Annotated in this window: 20 protein-coding genes; all 20 read right to left on the reverse strand. The window is 44.1% G+C overall.

The window, feature by feature from the left end; genetic code table 11:
- Positions 1–227: 227 nt before the first annotated feature.
- The 20 genes from LS71_RS05295 to LS71_RS05390 all read right to left on the reverse strand — a co-directional run bounded on the left by LS71_RS05295 (position 228) and on the right by LS71_RS05390 (position 18,466).
- On the reverse strand, positions 228–1,784 hold the full coding sequence (locus LS71_RS05295) for a hypothetical protein (RefSeq protein ID WP_238700349.1): 1,557 nt from the start codon (positions 1,782–1,784) through the stop codon (positions 228–230).
- Positions 1,785–1,928: 144 nt separating this feature from the next.
- Complete coding sequence (gene neuB, locus LS71_RS05300; protein WP_034355910.1) at positions 1,929–2,957, reverse strand: N-acetylneuraminate synthase; 1,029 nt, start codon at positions 2,955–2,957, stop codon at positions 1,929–1,931.
- Between the two features lie 148 nt (positions 2,958–3,105).
- On the reverse strand, positions 3,106–3,756 hold the full coding sequence (locus tag LS71_RS05305) for an LbetaH domain-containing protein (RefSeq protein ID WP_052058118.1): 651 nt from the start codon (positions 3,754–3,756) through the stop codon (positions 3,106–3,108).
- 339 nt (positions 3,757–4,095) lie between these two features.
- Positions 4,096–4,851 carry an SDR family NAD(P)-dependent oxidoreductase gene (locus LS71_RS05310; protein ID WP_034355882.1) on the reverse strand — a complete coding sequence of 252 codons (756 nt, stop codon included), beginning with the start codon at positions 4,849–4,851 and terminating at the stop codon, positions 4,096–4,098.
- Positions 4,851–5,942: a ketoacyl-ACP synthase III gene (locus LS71_RS05315; protein WP_052058116.1), complete on the reverse strand. Its 1,092-nt coding sequence runs from the start codon at positions 5,940–5,942 to the stop codon at positions 4,851–4,853. The genes LS71_RS05310 and LS71_RS05315 overlap by 1 nt, the downstream gene beginning before the upstream one ends.
- Positions 5,939–6,163 (reverse strand): hypothetical protein, encoded by a 225-nt coding sequence (locus tag LS71_RS05320; RefSeq protein WP_034355879.1) that lies wholly within the window; start codon positions 6,161–6,163, stop codon positions 5,939–5,941. Before LS71_RS05320 ends, LS71_RS05315 begins: the two co-directional genes overlap by 4 nt.
- Positions 6,164–6,370: 207 nt before the next feature.
- Complete coding sequence (locus tag LS71_RS05325) at positions 6,371–7,003, reverse strand: acyltransferase (protein ID WP_052058114.1); 633 nt, start codon at positions 7,001–7,003, stop codon at positions 6,371–6,373.
- Positions 7,003–7,770 carry an SDR family NAD(P)-dependent oxidoreductase gene (locus LS71_RS05330; protein ID WP_138109841.1) on the reverse strand — a complete coding sequence of 256 codons (768 nt, stop codon included), beginning with the start codon at positions 7,768–7,770 and terminating at the stop codon, positions 7,003–7,005. The genes LS71_RS05325 and LS71_RS05330 overlap by 1 nt, the downstream gene beginning before the upstream one ends.
- A gap of 1 nt (position 7,771) precedes the next feature.
- Positions 7,772–8,002 (reverse strand): phosphopantetheine-binding protein, encoded by a 231-nt coding sequence (locus tag LS71_RS05335; RefSeq protein ID WP_034355873.1) that lies wholly within the window; start codon positions 8,000–8,002, stop codon positions 7,772–7,774.
- Positions 8,003–8,200: 198 nt separating this feature from the next.
- Positions 8,201–9,334, reverse strand: coding sequence for a 3-oxoacyl-ACP synthase (locus tag LS71_RS05340; RefSeq protein WP_034355870.1), 1,134 nt, complete (start codon positions 9,332–9,334; stop codon positions 8,201–8,203).
- Positions 9,331–10,146, reverse strand: coding sequence for an acyltransferase (locus LS71_RS05345; RefSeq protein ID WP_069723517.1), 816 nt, complete (start codon positions 10,144–10,146; stop codon positions 9,331–9,333). Before LS71_RS05345 ends, LS71_RS05340 begins: the two co-directional genes overlap by 4 nt.
- On the reverse strand, positions 10,143–12,023 hold the full coding sequence (locus tag LS71_RS05350) for an HAD-IIIC family phosphatase (RefSeq protein ID WP_052058112.1): 1,881 nt from the start codon (positions 12,021–12,023) through the stop codon (positions 10,143–10,145). The genes LS71_RS05345 and LS71_RS05350 overlap by 4 nt, the downstream gene beginning before the upstream one ends.
- Positions 12,020–13,234, reverse strand: a complete 1,215-nt coding sequence (locus LS71_RS05355) for a hypothetical protein (RefSeq protein WP_034355867.1) — start codon at positions 13,232–13,234, stop codon at positions 12,020–12,022. Before LS71_RS05355 ends, LS71_RS05350 begins: the two co-directional genes overlap by 4 nt.
- A 67-nt stretch (positions 13,235–13,301) precedes the next feature.
- Positions 13,302–13,628 carry a MaoC/PaaZ C-terminal domain-containing protein gene (locus LS71_RS05360; protein ID WP_034355864.1) on the reverse strand — a complete coding sequence of 109 codons (327 nt, stop codon included), beginning with the start codon at positions 13,626–13,628 and terminating at the stop codon, positions 13,302–13,304.
- A gap of 10 nt (positions 13,629–13,638) precedes the next feature.
- On the reverse strand, positions 13,639–14,268 hold the full coding sequence (locus LS71_RS09875; protein WP_194145668.1) for a VOC family protein: 630 nt from the start codon (positions 14,266–14,268) through the stop codon (positions 13,639–13,641).
- Complete coding sequence (locus tag LS71_RS05370; protein WP_034357122.1) at positions 14,258–14,488, reverse strand: acyl carrier protein; 231 nt, start codon at positions 14,486–14,488, stop codon at positions 14,258–14,260. The genes LS71_RS09875 and LS71_RS05370 overlap by 11 nt, the downstream gene beginning before the upstream one ends.
- Before the next feature lie 15 nt (positions 14,489–14,503).
- On the reverse strand, positions 14,504–15,766 hold the full coding sequence (locus tag LS71_RS05375) for a methionyl-tRNA formyltransferase (RefSeq protein ID WP_052058240.1): 1,263 nt from the start codon (positions 15,764–15,766) through the stop codon (positions 14,504–14,506).
- On the reverse strand, positions 15,753–16,943 hold the full coding sequence (locus LS71_RS05380; protein ID WP_138109842.1) for a GNAT family N-acetyltransferase: 1,191 nt from the start codon (positions 16,941–16,943) through the stop codon (positions 15,753–15,755). Before LS71_RS05380 ends, LS71_RS05375 begins: the two co-directional genes overlap by 14 nt.
- Positions 16,936–17,625, reverse strand: a complete 690-nt coding sequence (locus LS71_RS05385; RefSeq protein ID WP_034353685.1) for a class I SAM-dependent methyltransferase — start codon at positions 17,623–17,625, stop codon at positions 16,936–16,938. The genes LS71_RS05380 and LS71_RS05385 overlap by 8 nt, the downstream gene beginning before the upstream one ends.
- A gap of 28 nt (positions 17,626–17,653) precedes the next feature.
- On the reverse strand, positions 17,654–18,466 hold the full coding sequence (locus LS71_RS05390) for a PglD-related sugar-binding protein (RefSeq protein WP_081946241.1): 813 nt from the start codon (positions 18,464–18,466) through the stop codon (positions 17,654–17,656).
- Positions 18,467–18,470: the final 4 nt, after the last annotated feature.

An 18,470-nucleotide genomic window follows, 5' to 3' on the forward strand; every position in this document is an offset into this window, starting at 1 on the left:
TTATAGAATCTGGACAGATTCTAGTAATTCCCACGCTGTCGCTTTTGTTAGCGCAAAAGCCGCGTGGTCTTACAAATGTAAGCAAAGCTCACATTAGCCCTCAAAGTATAAAGTTATAGCTTGCTTCACATGCAGTCGCTTAAGCGACAAATCCATGCTTGCAAACCTATCAACTTCGTTTCTTAAGGGCTAGATTCTATAATATCGCGCTAGCTAGACTAGCGCATTTATGTGCCTTTCACGATATCCACTTCAAAGCGTGCTTTTGCTTTATCTTTAAAAGTTTGTGGCGCAAAGAGATTGAGCAGATACATTTTTGCATTTGAGCGAAATAATCCAAAAGAATCTTTATACAGCCTTGAAATATAAATGATAGCGTAATTTTCCGCGCTGCCTTTATAATCCTCGCAATTATATGTCACTGATTTATAGCATGCTTCCCTGCAGTCCTCACCACTTTGCACATCAAGGCTTATGTATTTATCACTTTTGCCAAATTCTCTTTTATACAAGCCATTGAGCTGATAGAAGCTATCATCGCCTATGCCAAGCCACACATCGCCGCGGATTCTAAAAGTATCAAATTGCGCAAATAAGGGGTTTTCTTTCAAATGCTCAAAAATGCCAACTTGCCTAATATAAGCCTGAAAGAGCGTATTTTGCGCCGCTACATTCACTTCTATAGCGCACAAAATAATGCCACCAAGCACAATATGCTTAAATAAGCTTGATTTAATAATAGCATTAAGCGTAAAAATGCACAAAATCGCCACGCCCAAAGATTCTAAAATCCCAAATCTATCTTGCAAATCTAAAAAACTTGTGTGCTTATGCACCACCACATAGCTAAAGCTCCCTAACCACCAGATGATAAAGCCAGCGATAATCCCCCATACATCGCGCTTGCAAATTTCTTTAGAGCGCTTATAGAGCATATACAGCACAGCAAGGAGGGCAAGCAGCCCAATCGCGCCTGCAAGTATATAGCTTAATTCCACAAGGTTTAAAAGTGATAGAAGAGGCGTTTTGATAAAGGATTTTAAAAGGGCGCTTAAATGCACAGCATTATATCCCTCATACAGCCCATAAGGCTTAAAATACATAAGTTTCACACTATAAAAAATAATAGGCAGCAATATAAAATCTATGTGCTTCCAAATCCACGCCATAAACCACCCAATAGAGCTGCTAGAGCGGCTTTTATAGGGGGTATTAGCATAATGCACATAGAGCAGATACGCAAGGGCTAGCGCGTAGAAAATAAGCAGCGAATTCATCGTAAATGAGATAAAAAAGCATACTAGAGCGCAGATTCTATAAATGCCTTTTATCCATGTATTTTTACTCGCACAAAAATACAATAAGGCAAAAAATGCCACAAAAAAGAGTAGATAGCACAGCGTATAAGGCACATTGATAAGGGCATTGCGTGAGATAGTATTAAAGGGTAAAAGTAAGAAAAGTATGCTTATTCCATAAATCTCATAGGCACTAAAAAGGCGCATACTTTTTAGAATCTGATAGATTATCACGCCGCAAATAAAAAAACTACAAAATGTAAAAAGGCGTGAAAGCGCCACTCCATAGGGCTGCATGGAAATAAAAATCCACTCAAAATAACCATACCATACATTGCCATTTTCGGCAAATTGCCTATTCATCTCATCAAAGCTAAAGTTACCAATAAGCGCAAAATCGTCCCAATAATAGCCATTTGTGTTAAGCAGCATAAGCCCAAAGGCTAGCAAATATGGCAAAAAGAGCAAGATAAAATCATGCTTCAAAGAACCATTTGGCACATATTTTTGGATATCAAATCGTGCAATAAAACTCCGCGCATTTATAGAATCTAGCGCATTAGAGTGGGAATCTTGCTTCTGCCCCCCCCCCCGTTAATTTGTTAAAAATATCCTCCATTTGTGTATCCTTTATGAATGTTTAGTGTAAATATCTAGCTCGATAAGCTCATCAGGCTCAAAATCGCGCGCCGCCTTTGTGCCTATAATTCTATCCCACTCCATGGCCGATATGCCCTCATCTGGGCGTTTAGCATAGAGATTTTCTTCGCTTAAAATCTCGCCTTTTTTAATAGCGCGATTTGCCACAATGGATTTACGCGCGATAGGCTTATTTTTGGCTTCACTAGGCATAGTGCGCTTTATCCCATCGCCAAGTGCTTGCTCAATTTGCCTAATGCCATCTACCATTGCTTTTAACTCATGTGGCTCAAGGCTTGCTTTATGGTCGGGTCCCTCCATATTTTTATCAAGGGTAAAATGCTTCTCAATTACCCTAGCGCCAATGCCCACCGCTGCAAAGGGTATAGCAATGCCTGTGGTGTGGTCAGAATAGCCCACAGGCAAGCGGAAAGCCTTTTGCATGCTTTGAATAGCTTTAAGATTGACATCGCAAAATGGTGTAGGATACTCGGTATTACATTGCATAAGCGTGATATCTTCGCGCTTTGTGCCGCATTCCACAAGCACATTAATCGCAGATTCTATCTCGCCTAGATTTGCCATACCTGTGGATAGAATAACTCGCTTTTGTTGTTTGCCTACGCGGCGTAAATAAGGGAGATTGGTAATTTCACCACTTGGGATTTTAAATAGTTCTAGCCCAAGATTAGCCAAAAAATCTACACTCTTCACATCAAAAGGTGTGGATAAAAATGCAATTCCCTTTTGCTTGCAGTAGCTCATAAGCTCACTCCACGCGCTATCTGGCAAAAAGAGCTTTTGTATCATTTCAAGTTGGGATTCTTTGGCATTGCCCGTATTTTCGATTTGATATTCTGCCTTTTTGGCAAAGCGACTCACGACATTTTCAGGCTTTGCTGTTTGGAATTTCACAATATCTGCACCCGCATCTACTGCCACATCAATGAGCTTTTTAGCAAGGTGTATATCGCCATTGTGATTAACGCCCGCTTCAGCAATTACTAAGACCTTTGTCATACCATATCCTTTAATTTCATAGAATCTAAGAGGCAGGATTGTATCTTTTTTTAGCTTAAGGCAATGCATAAAGCATAGTATCCTTTAAGCTCGCTTCCTTTGATTTTTATCACATTGATTATTTATGCCTAGCCAATTGTGAAGTAAATTATGTTTTTATAGAATCTAGCTTATCAATTTTTTGCGCGGGATTGCCGCTTATGAGATTATTATCGCGAAATCGCTTATAGATAATGCTCCCGGGCGCTACAGTGTTGTTATTGCCAATTTGCGCGCGTGGGAGCAAGTGGCTGCTATCGCCTAATGTATTTTTATCACCAATTTTTGCATAGCCTAGCAAGTCGCTATATGCTGAGATGGTGTTATAGCTACCCATGCTTGCATTATGCCCCATACCACTGCGCGAGTTAAAGAAATTAAAATCACCCACCTTGCATAATGGAGAGATATTGCAAAATAACGCCACGATATTCCCTATGCCAATATCTTTTGTATAAATAAACGAGCTTTTATGAAACATATTTGGGCAAAGAACTTTATCTCTAAGCATAGTTGCAAGCTCTGCACGCAGCACTACGTTATTCCCAATCGCTAGTAAAATCCCATCACTACTATGCAGCCTAGTAATATCACCTACGCATAGATGCAAATATTCTTTTGCGATGTATTGTTTATCACCAAGGAAGCCTGCAAAGCTCACATTGCGTATCACTTCGTTATTAAGAACAAGCTCTGAATCCCTAAGCAATCCCTCTAGCTCTAAGCCAAAGCCCGAGCAGCCATAGATATAGACTTTCATATATCTCCTTTTGATAGAAGTTTAGATTCTATATAGAATCTAATTTGTCGCAAAACATATAGAATCTAGATTCCATATTTATCGTCATTGCAAGCCTTGCAAAGTAATCTAAACTTGTCATTGTAAGCTGAACTGTCATTGCGAGGTGTTGAAAGCACCCAAGCAATCCATACAAAAAACAAGGTTTTAGATTGCCACGAAAATTCTTGCGAACTTTCTCGCAATGACAATCCCAGCCCTTAGCATGTCTTTAATGTTTGCGCTACGCGCTCTATTGATGTGCGACAAGAGCATGCCATCTCGCCTTAGATTCTAGATTCTCTATCTAACGCATAAAATCTAGATTCTACTTCTCCCGCCATCGATAATAATCATCTGCCCTGTGATAAGCCGGGAGAGTGGTGAGAGCAAAAAAGCACAGAGATTTGCCACATCGCCCACCTCGCCTCTGCCAAGCGGATAGCTTGCTAGCTCTTGCTTATACGCACTTGATTGAATTTCTTTAAAGGGCTGTGTAAATTCCGTATCGATTTCACCGGGTAAAATCGCATTAATTCTTCCCCCATAGCGCGCTAACTCTTTGAGGCTGCTCATGCAAAGCGCATTTATCGCACCTTTAGCACACCCATAGCCGCTTAAACCTTCAACGCTTAATATCGAGGCAATCGAAGAGGCAAGCACTATGCTTATATGCTCACTCCTGCGCCTATCGCAGAGAATGCGCACACATTCAAACGCGCTAAAGACATGCACATCAAAGAGGGATTTGATGGCATCTAGATTCTCACTGCGTAGTGGATTCACTCGCCCAAACCCTGCAAAATACGCCATGCCGCTAATCTTGCCATATTCGCTAACAATAGAATCTATCAAGTCTTTAATACCCTCTTGCTTGCTAAAATCATAGATTCTATAGCGAAAGTTCTTACACTCATTTTGTAGCTGCTCTAATCGCTCCTGCCGTCTTGCAATGCCAACCACCCTAGCCCCTAGCGCATCTAGCATTTTTGCACTCGCCATTCCTAGCCCGCTGCTCGCACCCACTACCACGCAGAGCTTATCCCTTAGCCCAAAGATATTGGTAGAATCTAGCATTATCGCACCTCCTCATGCTTTATATGTTCTTTGACACGATAGAGCAAGCTTGTGGTGCATTCTAGATTCTGCACTATCACTAGCCCTACACTTAATCCCACGCCAAATCCCGCTAGCAAGGCAGTTTTATCGCTAATGCGCCCTTGTTTATTATCACACAGCAGCAGGGGGATACTCGCACTACTTGCATTCCCAAAATGCTCTATGTGCAAAGGGGCTTTATGCGCGATGTTAAGCTTGGCTGATAGATAGTCATTTATCATCTTATTTGCCTGATGAAAATAGCATTTTTCTATATCTTCAAGGCTTAAATGCGCGTAATCAAGCAGTTTTTGGATATTTGGCGGCAGATGCTTAATAGTAAAGTCAAACACCTCTATGCCATTAATCTGCTGGCAGGCTTGTGTGTTGGCATTGCCATTACTATCGATAAACTCGCTAAAAGATTGCTCTGTGAGCGGGTGTTTTAGCCCACCAAAGGGCGCTATGATATTTGCAAACCCACTGCCAATGGTAGAGAATCTAAAATGCGCCCTCATCGCTTCTTGGCTATATTCTAGCGCCGTGCAGCTGCCCACATCGCTAAAAAGCAATGCCGCAGATTTATCCTTGTGATAGGTGATGTTTGAGGGTGCATCGCCTACAAAAAGCAATATCCGCCTAGCACCACCACCATTTATGTGGCTCATGGCTGCATAGAGTCCATACACATAGCCTGAGCAGCCCATAGCAATATCATAGGCAAAGCACTCACTACTTAGCCCTAGATGCTCTTGCAAGAGGCATGCAGTCGCTGGGAGCTTGTATTCATGCTGCTGTGAGACCACTATAAGCCCATCGATAGAATCTAGCTCCCATTTAAGTGCCTCTAAGCAGGCTTTCGCGCAAGGAGCATATAAATCTAGCAGTGTTTCATCATTTGCATTCCCATAATCGCGCTGCAACTCATAGCGCGTTTGTATGCCTGTGGTCTTGATGATTTTGCGCTTATCACGCTCGCTGAAGTTTGGATTAAGCGCGTTTTGCACCCTTTTAGAGGGTAGCATGGTGGCTATGTGGCAAATCCTTGCGTGTTCTATGGTTGCATTCATTCCACACCTGCTAGTTTTAGAATATCGCTTACATGCTTTAGCTCCCTAATCTGCGCAGGTGTGAGCTTTTTTTGCAATTTAGAATCAAAGAGCGCGATAAGGCTTAAATGCGCCATAGAATCCCAATCTGCAAAGCCCTCTAGCAAGTCGCTAGGCTGTAGGGTGTTAAGCTCTAGCATAAGGATATCTTCTAGCTCGTTTAAGAGGTCTTGAGTACTCATGTGAAACTCCTTTAAGGTTATTTATGGCATAGCCATAAGCAAATATTGCAAAGTAAATATGTTGGAGGCAATACTTGATTATGACTAGGGAATTTGTGGTTGTGTAGGTGCGTGTTTTTTTGCTAGCGCGCTCAAATTGATTGCCCAAAGGACAATTATGCGCATGTGAGTGATAAAGATAAATTAAGAAGTAGTAAAGCTCTATCTTTAGGAGAAATTTAGTTCTGCCCCCCCCCCATTAATTGTAAGTAACATTGCCTCTTTTTGCAAGATTTGTGCAGAATCTATACTATAAATTTTTTTCGCCGGATTCCCATAATAATACGCCCATGCTTTTAGCGTGCGCCCCATATTAAGGCTCATAGGTCCTAAGCACGCGCCAAGCTCAAAGCGGCTTTTTGGCAGCACGAGGCTATGGCTGCCGATGTGGCAGTGCTTCGTAAGCACGATATGCGAAGCTTTGACATTGCGCATAGAATCTAGCACGCAAGGTCCCACCAAATAGCCGCCCACAAAATCATCGCTTGTAGCAAAAATCTTGCTATAGCTGCTCATACCGCAAAAATCGCCAAAACACACGCTAGAATCTAGCCCATTCCCGCCTGTGATACTCGCAAACGCGCCAATATGCACAAAGCTCCCAAGCCTTATTACGCCGCTTAAAATCACAAAATCATCAATGCGCACATTACTGCCAATGCTAATTTTGCTAGCACCATAGATTCTAGCAAGCCGCGAGATAAGCACATTTTGACCCAATGACTTAAATCCCATAGAATCTAGCTCATCTTGCGTATAATGCCCTGCGTTGCGTTGCGCACGCATAAGTTGGTCTATCATCACAAGCTCCCTCCGCCATCAAGCACGATATTCTGCCCCGTAATCCAGCGCGCCCCCGGACTTAGCAAAAAGCTCACAAGCGGGCTTATATCCTCCACACTGCCTATGCCTAGCGGGTAGGCTTTGTCCATAGATTCTATATACGCGCTATCGTATATGGCGCTCCACTTTTCTATCATCTCTGTTTTGGTAAAGCCCGGAGAGATGGCGTTTATGCGGTATTTTGGCGCGATTTCTAGGGCGATTGAGCGCACAGCGGCATTTATGGCGGCTTTACTTGCTGCATAGTTGCTAATGCCTTTTTGCGCTTTCACACTCGCATTTGAGCTAATCCACACAAAGCTAGCGCCCTGCACAGACTTCGCGCGCCTATCAAGCAAGCCTTTAAGCAGCTGCAGATTCCCAAAGTAATTGACATCAAAAATCGTGCGTGCGTTTTCCACAGACAGCGCCGATGAAATCGGTGCTGTCTGCTGGAGACCAGCAGATAGCACGGCTCCATCGAGGCTGCCATATTCTCTAGCGAGATTCAAAGAAAAGCTATCAAGCCCAGCAATTTCACTAATATCCTTGATAATGGGGATAAATAGCTCTTTATGCGGGGCTAATTCGCGCTTAGATTCTAGCCGTGCCTTATCGCGCCCAAGTGCTAGCACGCGCGCGCCTAGCGCATTAAGGCTTAGGGCTATATGTGCGCCTATGCCGCTGCTCGCACCACTTATTAGAAAGCTTTTTCCAGCAAAAAGGCGTGGTTCAAAAAGTGTCATATTACGCCTCTATATGCGCGCCTGCTAGCGCGATAATATCGCTTATACATTCGCATTTTGCTAAGTCATTGCCGCTTATTTGCATGCCAAAGAGGCTATGAAATAGCGCGATAAGCGAAACCACAGCCAAGCTATCCCATTCTTCTATAGAATCTAGGCGCATCTGCGCGCTTAGCGGCTCATCGCGCTGCATGGCATCGGCTAGGTGAGTGAGAAAGGTTTGTGTAGTCATAAAAACTCCTTTGTTAAAATTTTTTTAAGAATTCGTCTTTGCGCGCTAAATCGCAGATTCTGCAAACTCAGCTCGAGTCATTTGCATCACAGCAAACTCCTTTCACCTCGTTTTTGCAAACTACGATTTCTCATCGCAAATACTAGAATTCTCACTATTCTCATTCCGCGTGGGCTTCTTGTCTTTTGCGCCATATTGCTATTTCCCCTCATCATACACCCCTACCTTTTTGCTAAAAAATAGAGAATCTAGCCCTAAAATAGCATTGCCCCAGGCTAGTCCCGCGCCAAAGCCGGCTAAATGTATTTTTAAGGGTGTTGCGCGTATAGAATCTAAATTCGCGCCCTTAGAGCCACTTGTAGAGCCATTTTCTGCCCACTCCGCACCCAAAGTATCGCAAATCGTAGCAGGCACGGAGCAGCCGCTTAGATTGCCATACTTGTTTGTCGTGGTGTTTGGGACTTTGTCTTTAGGGAGCTTGAGCGCGCGCGCGATATTATCGACAATGTATTTATTCGCCTGATGAAAGAAAAAATAATCTATATCCTGCGCCTCTATCTGCGCGAATGCAAGTATTTGTGCAAAGCTCTTAGGGTAGTGCATAACAGCAAAGTTAAAAATCGCCGCGCCATCCATATACATATCGCTAAGGCTGCGCACATTTGATACTTCAAAGACCTTGCTTTCAGGGATTATGCTAGGTGTGGGCGTCCTGCACGCACCTTGTGGGATAATAAGCTCATAGAATTTCTCGCCCTTAGCGCCTAGCTCGATATAGGCAGGATTATCATTTGGCGTGTATTCAAGCAGACTTGCGCTCACGCCATCGCCGATAATGGGTGCTAGATTAGAATCTAGCGGATTGACATAGCGGCTAAGCGTATCGCCACAGAGGAGTAGCACGCGCCTAGCCCCACCGCTCTCAATAAGGCTATGCGCCATATAAAGCCCATAGAGATAGCCGCTGCAGGCTTGATTAATATCAAAGCTTGCGCACTGCTCGCTTAAGCCTAGTCGCCCATGCAGGTAGCACGCACTAGCAGGCAGGATATAATCAGGCGTTTGCGTTACAAAAATAAGCGCATCAATGCTATCTCGCGGAATGTGTAGAGAATCTAGCAAGATATTTGCCGCCTGCTCGCCTATATCGCTAGCGGTAATGTGCGTATCTGCGACATGGCGGCTCTGCAAACCGATGACCTTTTTAATGCGTGCTAGGGCTTTCTCATCGCCTTTGTAGATAGTGTGCAGTTCAGAATCTATATCGATTTGTCGCGGCGGGACAAGTGTGATAATACCTCGCAAGATAGCATGATGAAATACTGCCCTCATGCTGCCCCCTTATGCGCAAAGCCGCGCGGGACGCTTAAAAATTGCGGTGTGTGCGGAGCTTGTGAGCGTGGGGTTTGTGAAAGACGCGCGCGAGTGTGTAGAAAATGCGCGGTATGCGTGTGTGCATACAGGCGCGAAATCTTTATTTTGGCTTCGTTGCTTCTGCCCCCCCCCCCGTTAAATGTAGAAACTATCTTTTCATGCTCGTTTAAAAACCGCGCTTCGCGCTCTTTTAATGCATTTTTATCTAGCATTTTTAGCAGCCTTGCGGGCGCGCCAAAATAATAGCCAAAGCCCTTTAGCGTGGTATCGCCTACAAGGCTTTGAGGTCCTAGATTTGCGCCTTCTTCAAAGGTCGTATTTGGCAGCACAAGCGACATTGCCGCGATGTGATTATGCTTAGGCAGCACAATATGACTTTGCTTCACATTGCGATACATGCTTGGCACGCAGGAATTTACCAGCACGCCAGAGGCTAAATCATCGCTTATGGAGAGTATTTTGCTCCCAAGGGAGAGCGAGCAGAAATCGCCTAACTCCACGCTAGAATCTAGCCCATTCCCGCCTGTGATAGTCGCCTGCGCAGATATGTGGATAAAGCGCCCTAGCTTTATCGCGCCGCTTAAAATCACAAAATCATCAATGCGCACGCAATCGCCAATGCTAATTTTTTGCGGTGTGTAAATCACTGCCTTGCGCGAGAGTAGCACATCACGTCCAAGCGATTTAAAGCCAAAGCTTGCTAGCTCTGCTTGTGTATAAAAGCCGCTATTATCCTGTGCGCGCATGGTTTGGGTCATAAAATCATTCATTCTTGCTCCTTTATTATGATAGAAATGCCCTGCGTTGGAGGTAGGCTAAGAGGTATGGCAATGGGCGAATGCGCGTTCAAAGTGCCATTATTTAGATTCTCTAAAGTGTGCAAAAATGGCGTGTTTCGCTCACCTTTTTGAAAATGCACGAGGACTTCTTTTATTTCTTGTGGCTTTTTTGCGCGAGCTATTTTTTGCGTGCTAGATTTATGTGTGGCTTTTTGTGTGAGATGTTTGACAATGAGGGCAAAGGATTGCTGTAAGAATAGTGCTTCAAGGCGGCGACCCAAAGCGCGACAGCTGATAGTTATATCAACAATTTCTATGCAGGATTGCTCTTTGTGCGAATAACTATCCAAAGAGCAATTGATAGAGCCTACGACAATGCCTATCACCCCGCTTTCGCTCAATTTATCTTTCATACCAATGCACACCACGCAATAGTCCTTAGATTCTAGCCACTGCTGCACTTGAGAGAGGCTCGGGCGCGTGTAGTTGGCGATAAATTGATTTGTTTTATTAAGTAGCTCATAGATACGCTGTGTTTGGGAAAAGTCATTCACACTAAAGGTAAGCTCAATTTCAAGCGAGCGGAAATACTCCTCATCGCTCAATGCCCTAAGCTGCTCGCGCGCAGTATTTGCAGCGATATCGCTTGAGCGAAGCATATCTTCACTGCTGCTAAAAAAGCGCTGCAAGCGCGGATATAAAAAGAGCTGCCAGAGCGTATATTGCACACTTGTAGCGTGGATAGTATGCGCGTGCGTGTGCTGTATGCTCTTAATTTCAGCGATATTATCATCGATAAATAGCATAGAATCTAGTCCGATATTAAAGGCTTTTGCAATAGATTCTAGGCTGCTAGCCTTGCTCTGCCAGTGCGCTTGCACATTATCAAAATCGCTTAGCTTTAAGGGGAAATCGCGCCTTTGCCTAAAGAGGTTTGCTACATCTTGCATCTGGTTTTTAGAGGCAATGGCAAGCAAATAGCCCTGCTTTTTAAGCGATAGAATCTGCTCTTGCAGGGCAATATGCGCTGGGGTTAGGAGAAGATTTTGCGCGCCATCTTCGCCCAAAACGCCGCTATAGAGCGTATTATCTAAATCGCACACGATGGCTTTAAGGTTTGGCAGCAGCAGGCTAGGGAGGATTCTAAGCCCTAAGATTTGCGCGAGTGCGAGTGTAGCGGCATTGCTTAGCCTTGTGCCTGTGATAGATTCTTTAGTATCTAAAAAGGGTGCGTTTGCGCTAGATTCTGTATCAAGTGTGTTTGTGTGCGGCTGTGTCTTAGCGGAGCTAGATTCTATGGTGCGGCTAGATTCTTTACTAGATTCTGTAGCATTTATAGAATCTAGTGCGCTAGCAAGCTTGGCGCGCTGCTTGCAGGCTGCTAAAATATCCATATAAATTATGGGCGCGCTAGGGCTTTTAGGCTTTGGCATGCTAGATTCTAGCAAGGGCGTTATGCGCGCACTTTCATCAAGTAAAAGCACGATGATAGGCACTTGGGGAGCTTGCGCGCTTAAATAACTAAGACGCTCTTGCAAGAATGCCACAAGGCTAGATTCTATAATGCTATAGCGCGCGCAGTCAATGAAAAGCAGCATAATATCCGCGCTTAAAGCATTTGTCCCACTTATGCCACTTTGCGCGTCTGCTGCGTTAGTATTTGCAAAGCTTAGTGAATCATCATAATCGCTATAGCTGCATTGCGCACGCAAATTTGATGCGGCTAAAAACGCGCCTAAAACGCGCTCTATTGGCTCAAAGGCGGCATTGCGATAGATATGCACTCTAAAAGCCTTTTGCGCGCTATTTGGCTTAAAGGTTAGTAGCTGCGCTCGCTTTAGCTGCGTGCTAAATATAGTATTTGTCATGCGCGTCCTCCTTTTGCACGCTCCTGTTGGCTCATTGTAAGTAAGGCTTGCAAAAGCGCGCTATCTGGAGCGGGGAGGCTTTGAGGAAGTATGCTTTGTGTTTGGTTGGTGGCAAGCTTATCAAGGCGCGGGGTAAAGTAGGCAATATCGCTTAAGCTTGCCATATAAGATTCTAAAAGCATTTTTGCAAGGGTATATTCCTTAAAATCCCGCGCTTTAGTGTCTATAAAGCGAGTAGATGGGCTAAAAATAGCGCGCAAAGATGTGCTTTGTGAGGTGCTAGAATCTGGTGCTAGCGCTTGTAAGAGCGTTTGTAAGCCAAAGATATAGCAGTCTATAAAGTTATACAGCACCGCTTTATCAAGCCATTTTGCGTTACGCGCGCGGATTTGCGGTGTGGCAAAGTAGTAAATATGTGTAGGTGCAAAATCCTTTATCGCCGCTAGCGCGTTTGTGCTAGGCTTAAAGGCATTGTAGCGCATAGCTTTATAAGGCATAGAATCTATTTTATGCGCATAAAATGTCGCTAGCACTTCCGCACCACCGATATATAAAAGCTTAGCGCACACATCGCCTAGCCCACTGCTAGCACCTATGACTAATGCTTTTTGGTTTTGAAATGGCTTAGTGTGCAGGGCATTTTTGTGCGTGCGTGCGAGCGTTTGGAGCGGGGTAGATTCTAAGCGATTAGGGCGGATAAAGGCTTTGATAGTGCCTTGCATACAATCATTTGCAAGCGCGTTAAAGTTAATCGTATAGCAGGGCAGAAGGGCGTGTTTTTTGTAAGTGTAGTGCAGTGTGGGCTTATGCGCGCGCTGCGTGATAGAATCTAGCAAATCTTTAGGCTTTACTTTAGGCTTTGGCGCGCTAATAGGGCTTTGTAGAGAATCTAGCTCGGGGTTGTGTATAGAATCTAGCGGCACGCGCTTAAGTGAAAGCGCGCTATAAATGCTACTTAGCCCCGGGACTTTCATACCCACAATGCGCGTGCTAGCAAGCAGTGTAGTAATGCTTAGAGAATCTAAACGCGCGCTAACTAGTGGAAAAAGTGCGCTTAAAATCTTTAGATTATACGCTAGATTCTCACTCCCGCTACCCTCACACAAAAGCGCGCAAGTGCTAGCAATTTTGCGCGAAAATTTGACATTATGCTGGGCAAGCGGGCTAGCATAAGGTTTAGTAAATTGAAAAGTGCAGGCGAGCTTACTCATAACCAATCCTTGCGACATAAGCGCGTATGTGAAGTCAAAAGGCGCGTAGTGTGGGTGTAAAGTTTCATTATGCCCCCCCCCCCGTTAATTGTTCATCTAACTTGTGGAGACTAAATGGCGCATTGACAAAAAGCGCGTTTGGAAATTCGGCATTGAGGGAGGTGAGGCTATAGCGCGCTGGAGTAAGATTGTGCATTTTTATAGAATCTAAATTTTGCGTAGAATCACCCGGCAGTTGCTGGAGTATCTGCTCTAAGATATAAAAAACTTGATAGATTCCATACACGATATTTGTGCCAAAAAAGCTCGCGTATGTTTTGTCGATATGCACGGGATTGTAGTCTCCGCTTAGGCGCGCAAATGCGGCTAAATCATCTCTTGTAATCTTTGGCATACTCCCTCCTTTATTTCTTTAATTCCACAAGCTCGATAAGCAGGCGGTTTGGCAGCATGATAAAGCATAGCCTTGCAAAATAGCTAGATTCCATAATTGGCACAATAAGGCGAGGCTTGGCGCGCGTTGGCATTTTCGCAGCCGTGCCTGTGGTAGCACTCGCTCTTGTTTCACGCATGCTTTGCCCTTGCTCACTTTTCATTATGCCCCCCCCCCCGTTAAAATCACTGCTTAAAAGAATCTCTGCTTGATTTTCCCCATAATGTTGATTTTTTTTACGCGCGTGGGGCGTAGATTCTAAAATACTTGCGCAATCTGCTTGAATATTTTGGCTTTCAAAAGCAAGATGATAAAGCTTGTTGTGATGCTTGAGGTAGGTATCAAGGCGCGTGCTTTGGGGGAGATTTTCTAATAACTCCACGCGCGCGTTTTTAGCAGTATTTGCATTTGAGGTAAGAAACACGCCCTTTACGCCCTGTGCCTCATCGATAAACTCCGCTTCATACACAAAGCCTAGCAGCTCAAATAAAGGCAGCTCGCGCTCAATGCTTTTGCACGCCACGCCGATATGGTGTAGCGGGAGTGCTTGCAGCGGCTCATAATGTGGCGCGCGCGTAGTTGGTATAGCACTATTTGGCATTCACTAGCTCCGCAATCTTTGCTATAAGCGCTTCTTGTGATGTGAGCGTGGGTAAATCTTCTTGCCCAAAGGCTATATCAAATGTCTCCTCGCAGCTCATAATAATATCAATATGTGCAAGCGAAGTCCAAGCAGGGCAGCTGCTCATACTAAGTGCGGTTTGTGCGTTAGCTGGCGTTTCTAGGATATTGCTTAAAATCTCATAGACTTGTTGTTCAATACTCATATTAGCTCCTTAAGGTGAGTGGGATAAAGAGGGCGCAAAAATGCGCAAAAGTAAGTAAAAATAAGCGTAAAAAATGCAAGAATAAAAAAAGTAGAATGACAAAAGGCGCTCAAGGCTAGCAAAATACCAATAAAGAGAATGTAAGAAAAGAAAGTGTAAGGGAATAGAAAAGGGGTGCTTAAAATCTTTAGTTTTGCCCCCCCCCGTTAAATAATGACTTAAAAGCCTATCACCGATTCTAAGCGCGCGTTCGCATTCATAACTTACAACGCGCAGGGTAGAATCTAGCGTTTTTACGATGTAGGATTTTTGGCGCGCCGTGTGCTGCGATGTATGCGCCGCTATTTGGCGCGATGTGTGGCTTTGCGCGCTAGATTCTATAAGGCTAACGCCATTTATCTTATTTGCAGTGTTAGATTGCGCGTGTATAGAATCTAGGCTAGATTCTATATGCTCAATGCCCACAATGGCACCGGGTGTGGCGATGTAGTCTGGAGCGCTTTCTATCATCTGGGCTTTAAAAATGCGCATAGTGCTTGTATTCTGCGGGCGCAGGGGATTTATCACAAGGCTCTTTGCGCCTAAATCTGGGGCATTAAGCGCGCGGATAAAATTAAAAATCTCCCTTGAGCTTTTATGCCAATTAATCCACTCATCGCCGCTTACGCGCGCAGGGCAGTAAAAGCCCACCTTATGGATAGAATCTTGCTTAATTGGCGTGGCTTTATCCTCTTGCAGGAGGCAGAGTGCATCATAGAGAATCTGCGCGCATTGCGTATGTGCGGTGTGTAGCAGGGTAGAGTAATCATCGCTATCGCTAATGGGGAAACTTCTTTGTAAGATAATATCGCCGCTATCAATACCGCTATCGACAAAATGCACAGTGATACCAAAGTCTTTTTCATCATTAATAAGCACCCAATTAAGGATATTTCTACCGCGATAAAAGGGCAGCTTGCCCGCGTGGCAGTTGATAGTCTTTAGGCGTGGCGTGGAGATAAGCGGCTCTTTAAAGATTTGATTAAAGCTCATTGAGACAAAAATATCGCAATTAAAATGCGTAATTTGGGAGAAAAACGCGCTTGAATTAATATCTTTTGCCTTGATGCAAGGGATATTATGCGCGCGTGAGAGTTCAAGTAGCGTGTTATCGGTGCTATCAAATCGTGGCGTAACAAAGCAGATTTCAAATCGCTTAGATTCAATAATCTTTCTAAAGGCGTTATGCGCCCAAATCCCATCGGCAAAATAGCCTATTTTAAGCCGCCGCATAGGCTGCTCCTTTGGGTGTGGTGGGCGCGATGTGCATAAGTGGGGTGAGTGGAGTAAGTATTGGCGTGGGTAATGTAAAGTCTGCGCACAAAAAGAAGCGCGCAAAAATACCTATAAAGGTTTGTTCTGCCCCCCCCCCCATAGAAATAATAGAAATATCCTCTTTAAAGCGATATGATAAGAAATACTTAGAATCTGCTACGGAGAGGCGATTATACGCCGCACTATCATACACCATACCGCCGATATAAAAGGGTATAAGTGTGGTGGCAAATTGCTTTTTAAATACAAAAAGCGAATCGGCACTATCCCCGCTGCGCCCGCCGCCTAAAATACAGGTTTGTAATCCCCTCTCCGCGCTAAGTTCAAAAAACGCTTCAAAAAGCGCGCCCATCGCATTAAGGTTGTGAGATAGGCTTAGCGGCGCGTTTGCCCCTAAGTGATAATAGCCGCAAAGATTATCAAATAAAAATATGCCCATAGCCACGATTTGCCCTTGATAGCGCGCCTCTAGCATAATGCAGTCTTTAAGAGAGAGTAGATTACTAAGATATTGGCGTGAGAAAAAGTAAAAATCCTGCGCGCCATTGCGCTCCATAGTCTGCGTATAAAGCGTGTGAAAGGCGCTCACATCGCGGCTTTGAGTAATGCTAAGTAGCTGTCTTGCTTTCCTTAGCTTGCCTCTTAGGCGCGAGCTGTAGTGCGCAAAACGTGTTTTAGAATCTGTGCTTACCACCACTATATCGCGCTCTTTAGCAAAAAAATCTAGCAAAGGCTCAAATGCCCTTGTATGCGCGAAATAGGGGTGAAAGCGGATAAATTCTGCGATGATATGCTTAGCTCTAGCCTGCTTTGCTTGCGCGCATAAGGCGTCTTGGAGGAAAGCTTGGTCGCTGCTATTGGTGTAGTAGCCGCCATATCCATAAGGAGAACTCATATCAAAGTAGGGTGTGTCCGGTATGGATTGGACTTGAGCGATGTTATAAAAGAGCTTTTGTCCTTGCGCGCCCTGTTGCTGTGTATAAGAAAAGTGAAATATATGCTCATTAGATTCTAAAGTGCTTGCCGCGTAAGCATTGCTTGTAAAAATGCAAAAGGGCATAGAATCTATAGAATCTGCAGCGGCTAGATTCTCATTATGTAGAATATTATGTGTATTTTGCGGGGTTTTAAGCATTCCTTACGCCCTCAATAACTGCCATAGCGTTCATCATTACATCATTAGCAAAAGTTTTAACAGTATAAAATTGTGTGATAGAGTAGTTTTCTCCGCTATAAAGGCTTTGAATATCTTTATCCGTTACATATCTCACAAAACCTGTATGCGCGTAATTTCCTTCAACTGGCATGCAAGCATGATAGCCCACATTTTTATCTTCAAATAAGCCAAAAGTCCCCTCCATAGGCGTAATACTAAAAAATTTGCCTCCAACTTTAAGTTTTTTCATAGCTTTTTCAACGATAGTCTTTGCCTTGTCAAAAGTATTACAGGTTAAAGACGCACAATCAATCCATGCGTCAAAATAATCATCTGCAAACTCATCGATTTTTTCTGCATAATCACCTTGCTTGATGGTTTCTAAAAAGGGTGATAATCCCTCTTGTTCTAGGCGTTTTGCACACCGATTGCAGCCTATTTCGCTCCATTCAATTCCGCTTACACTAAAGCCCTCTCTTGTCATATACCACACATTTGCACCAGTGCCTAATCCTAATTCTAAGATTTTTATCTTTTTTCTGTCGGGCGCAGCGTAAAAATTCCTTGCTACAAATCGTATAAGCTCCTCGCTTGGGTATTTACCCCATTCTTTATTTTGAAAAATTGTTTCCCACAATTGCTGATTTTTCTGCACATTCATACGCACTCCTTGTATTTTGATTTAAAATTCATACCACATGCCTTTTGGGCGCGGTGTAAAGGGGATTTTGTAGAGAGAGATTTTGCGTAGAGAAAAAATGTAGGGGAGAAAATTTAGAATTTTTATTGACAAAAGTGTGAGAATCTAGGCAGACACAAAGCGGAGTAAAAACATTTATACTATCCCCCCCCCCGTTAAAATATATATCTTTTAAGTTTTTAGCGTGCGGCGCGGAAGTAGATTCTGTAAAAATTTGCGATTCGAGCGGATTTTTGTATAGCACGCTTTTGGGTGCGATATGCACATTATGGCGCACCATCATATTAGAGCCTAGAAAGCTCTGCTCGCCGATGTGTGAGCCGCCATTGACCACACTTGCGGTTGAGAGATGGCAGAAATCGCCTATCACGCAATCATGCTCCACAAGGGCTTTTGAATTAATAATGCAGGCTCTGCCGATAGTGGCGTTAGCATTTATAAGCGCGTGGTGCATGATAATCGTTCCCTCCTGTATTACTGCGCCCTTTGCAATGTATGCGAGCGGCGATTTGATAGAGGGGAGATTGTAGCCCATTTGCTTTAGATTTTGGTAAATACGCATTCTATGCGCGGCGGTTTTAATCTGTCCAAGCGCGATATGAGCGTGCTGCACTTGTGTAAGAAGTGAGGGCAAAAGTTCATCACCGCCTAAGATTTTATAACCTAGCAGGCTTGTAACGCCGCTTTTAAGTGCGCTAGCGTCCAAAAGCCCAAAAATACTAAATCGCGCTTCTTGCTCGATGACATCAATGCACGCGCGCGCATGACCGCCTGCGCCGATGAGCAGTATAGGGGGCTTCATTTGC

Source organism: Helicobacter jaachi, from assembly GCF_000763135.2.
GTDB lineage: Bacteria > Campylobacterota > Campylobacteria > Campylobacterales > Helicobacteraceae > Helicobacter_C > Helicobacter_C jaachi.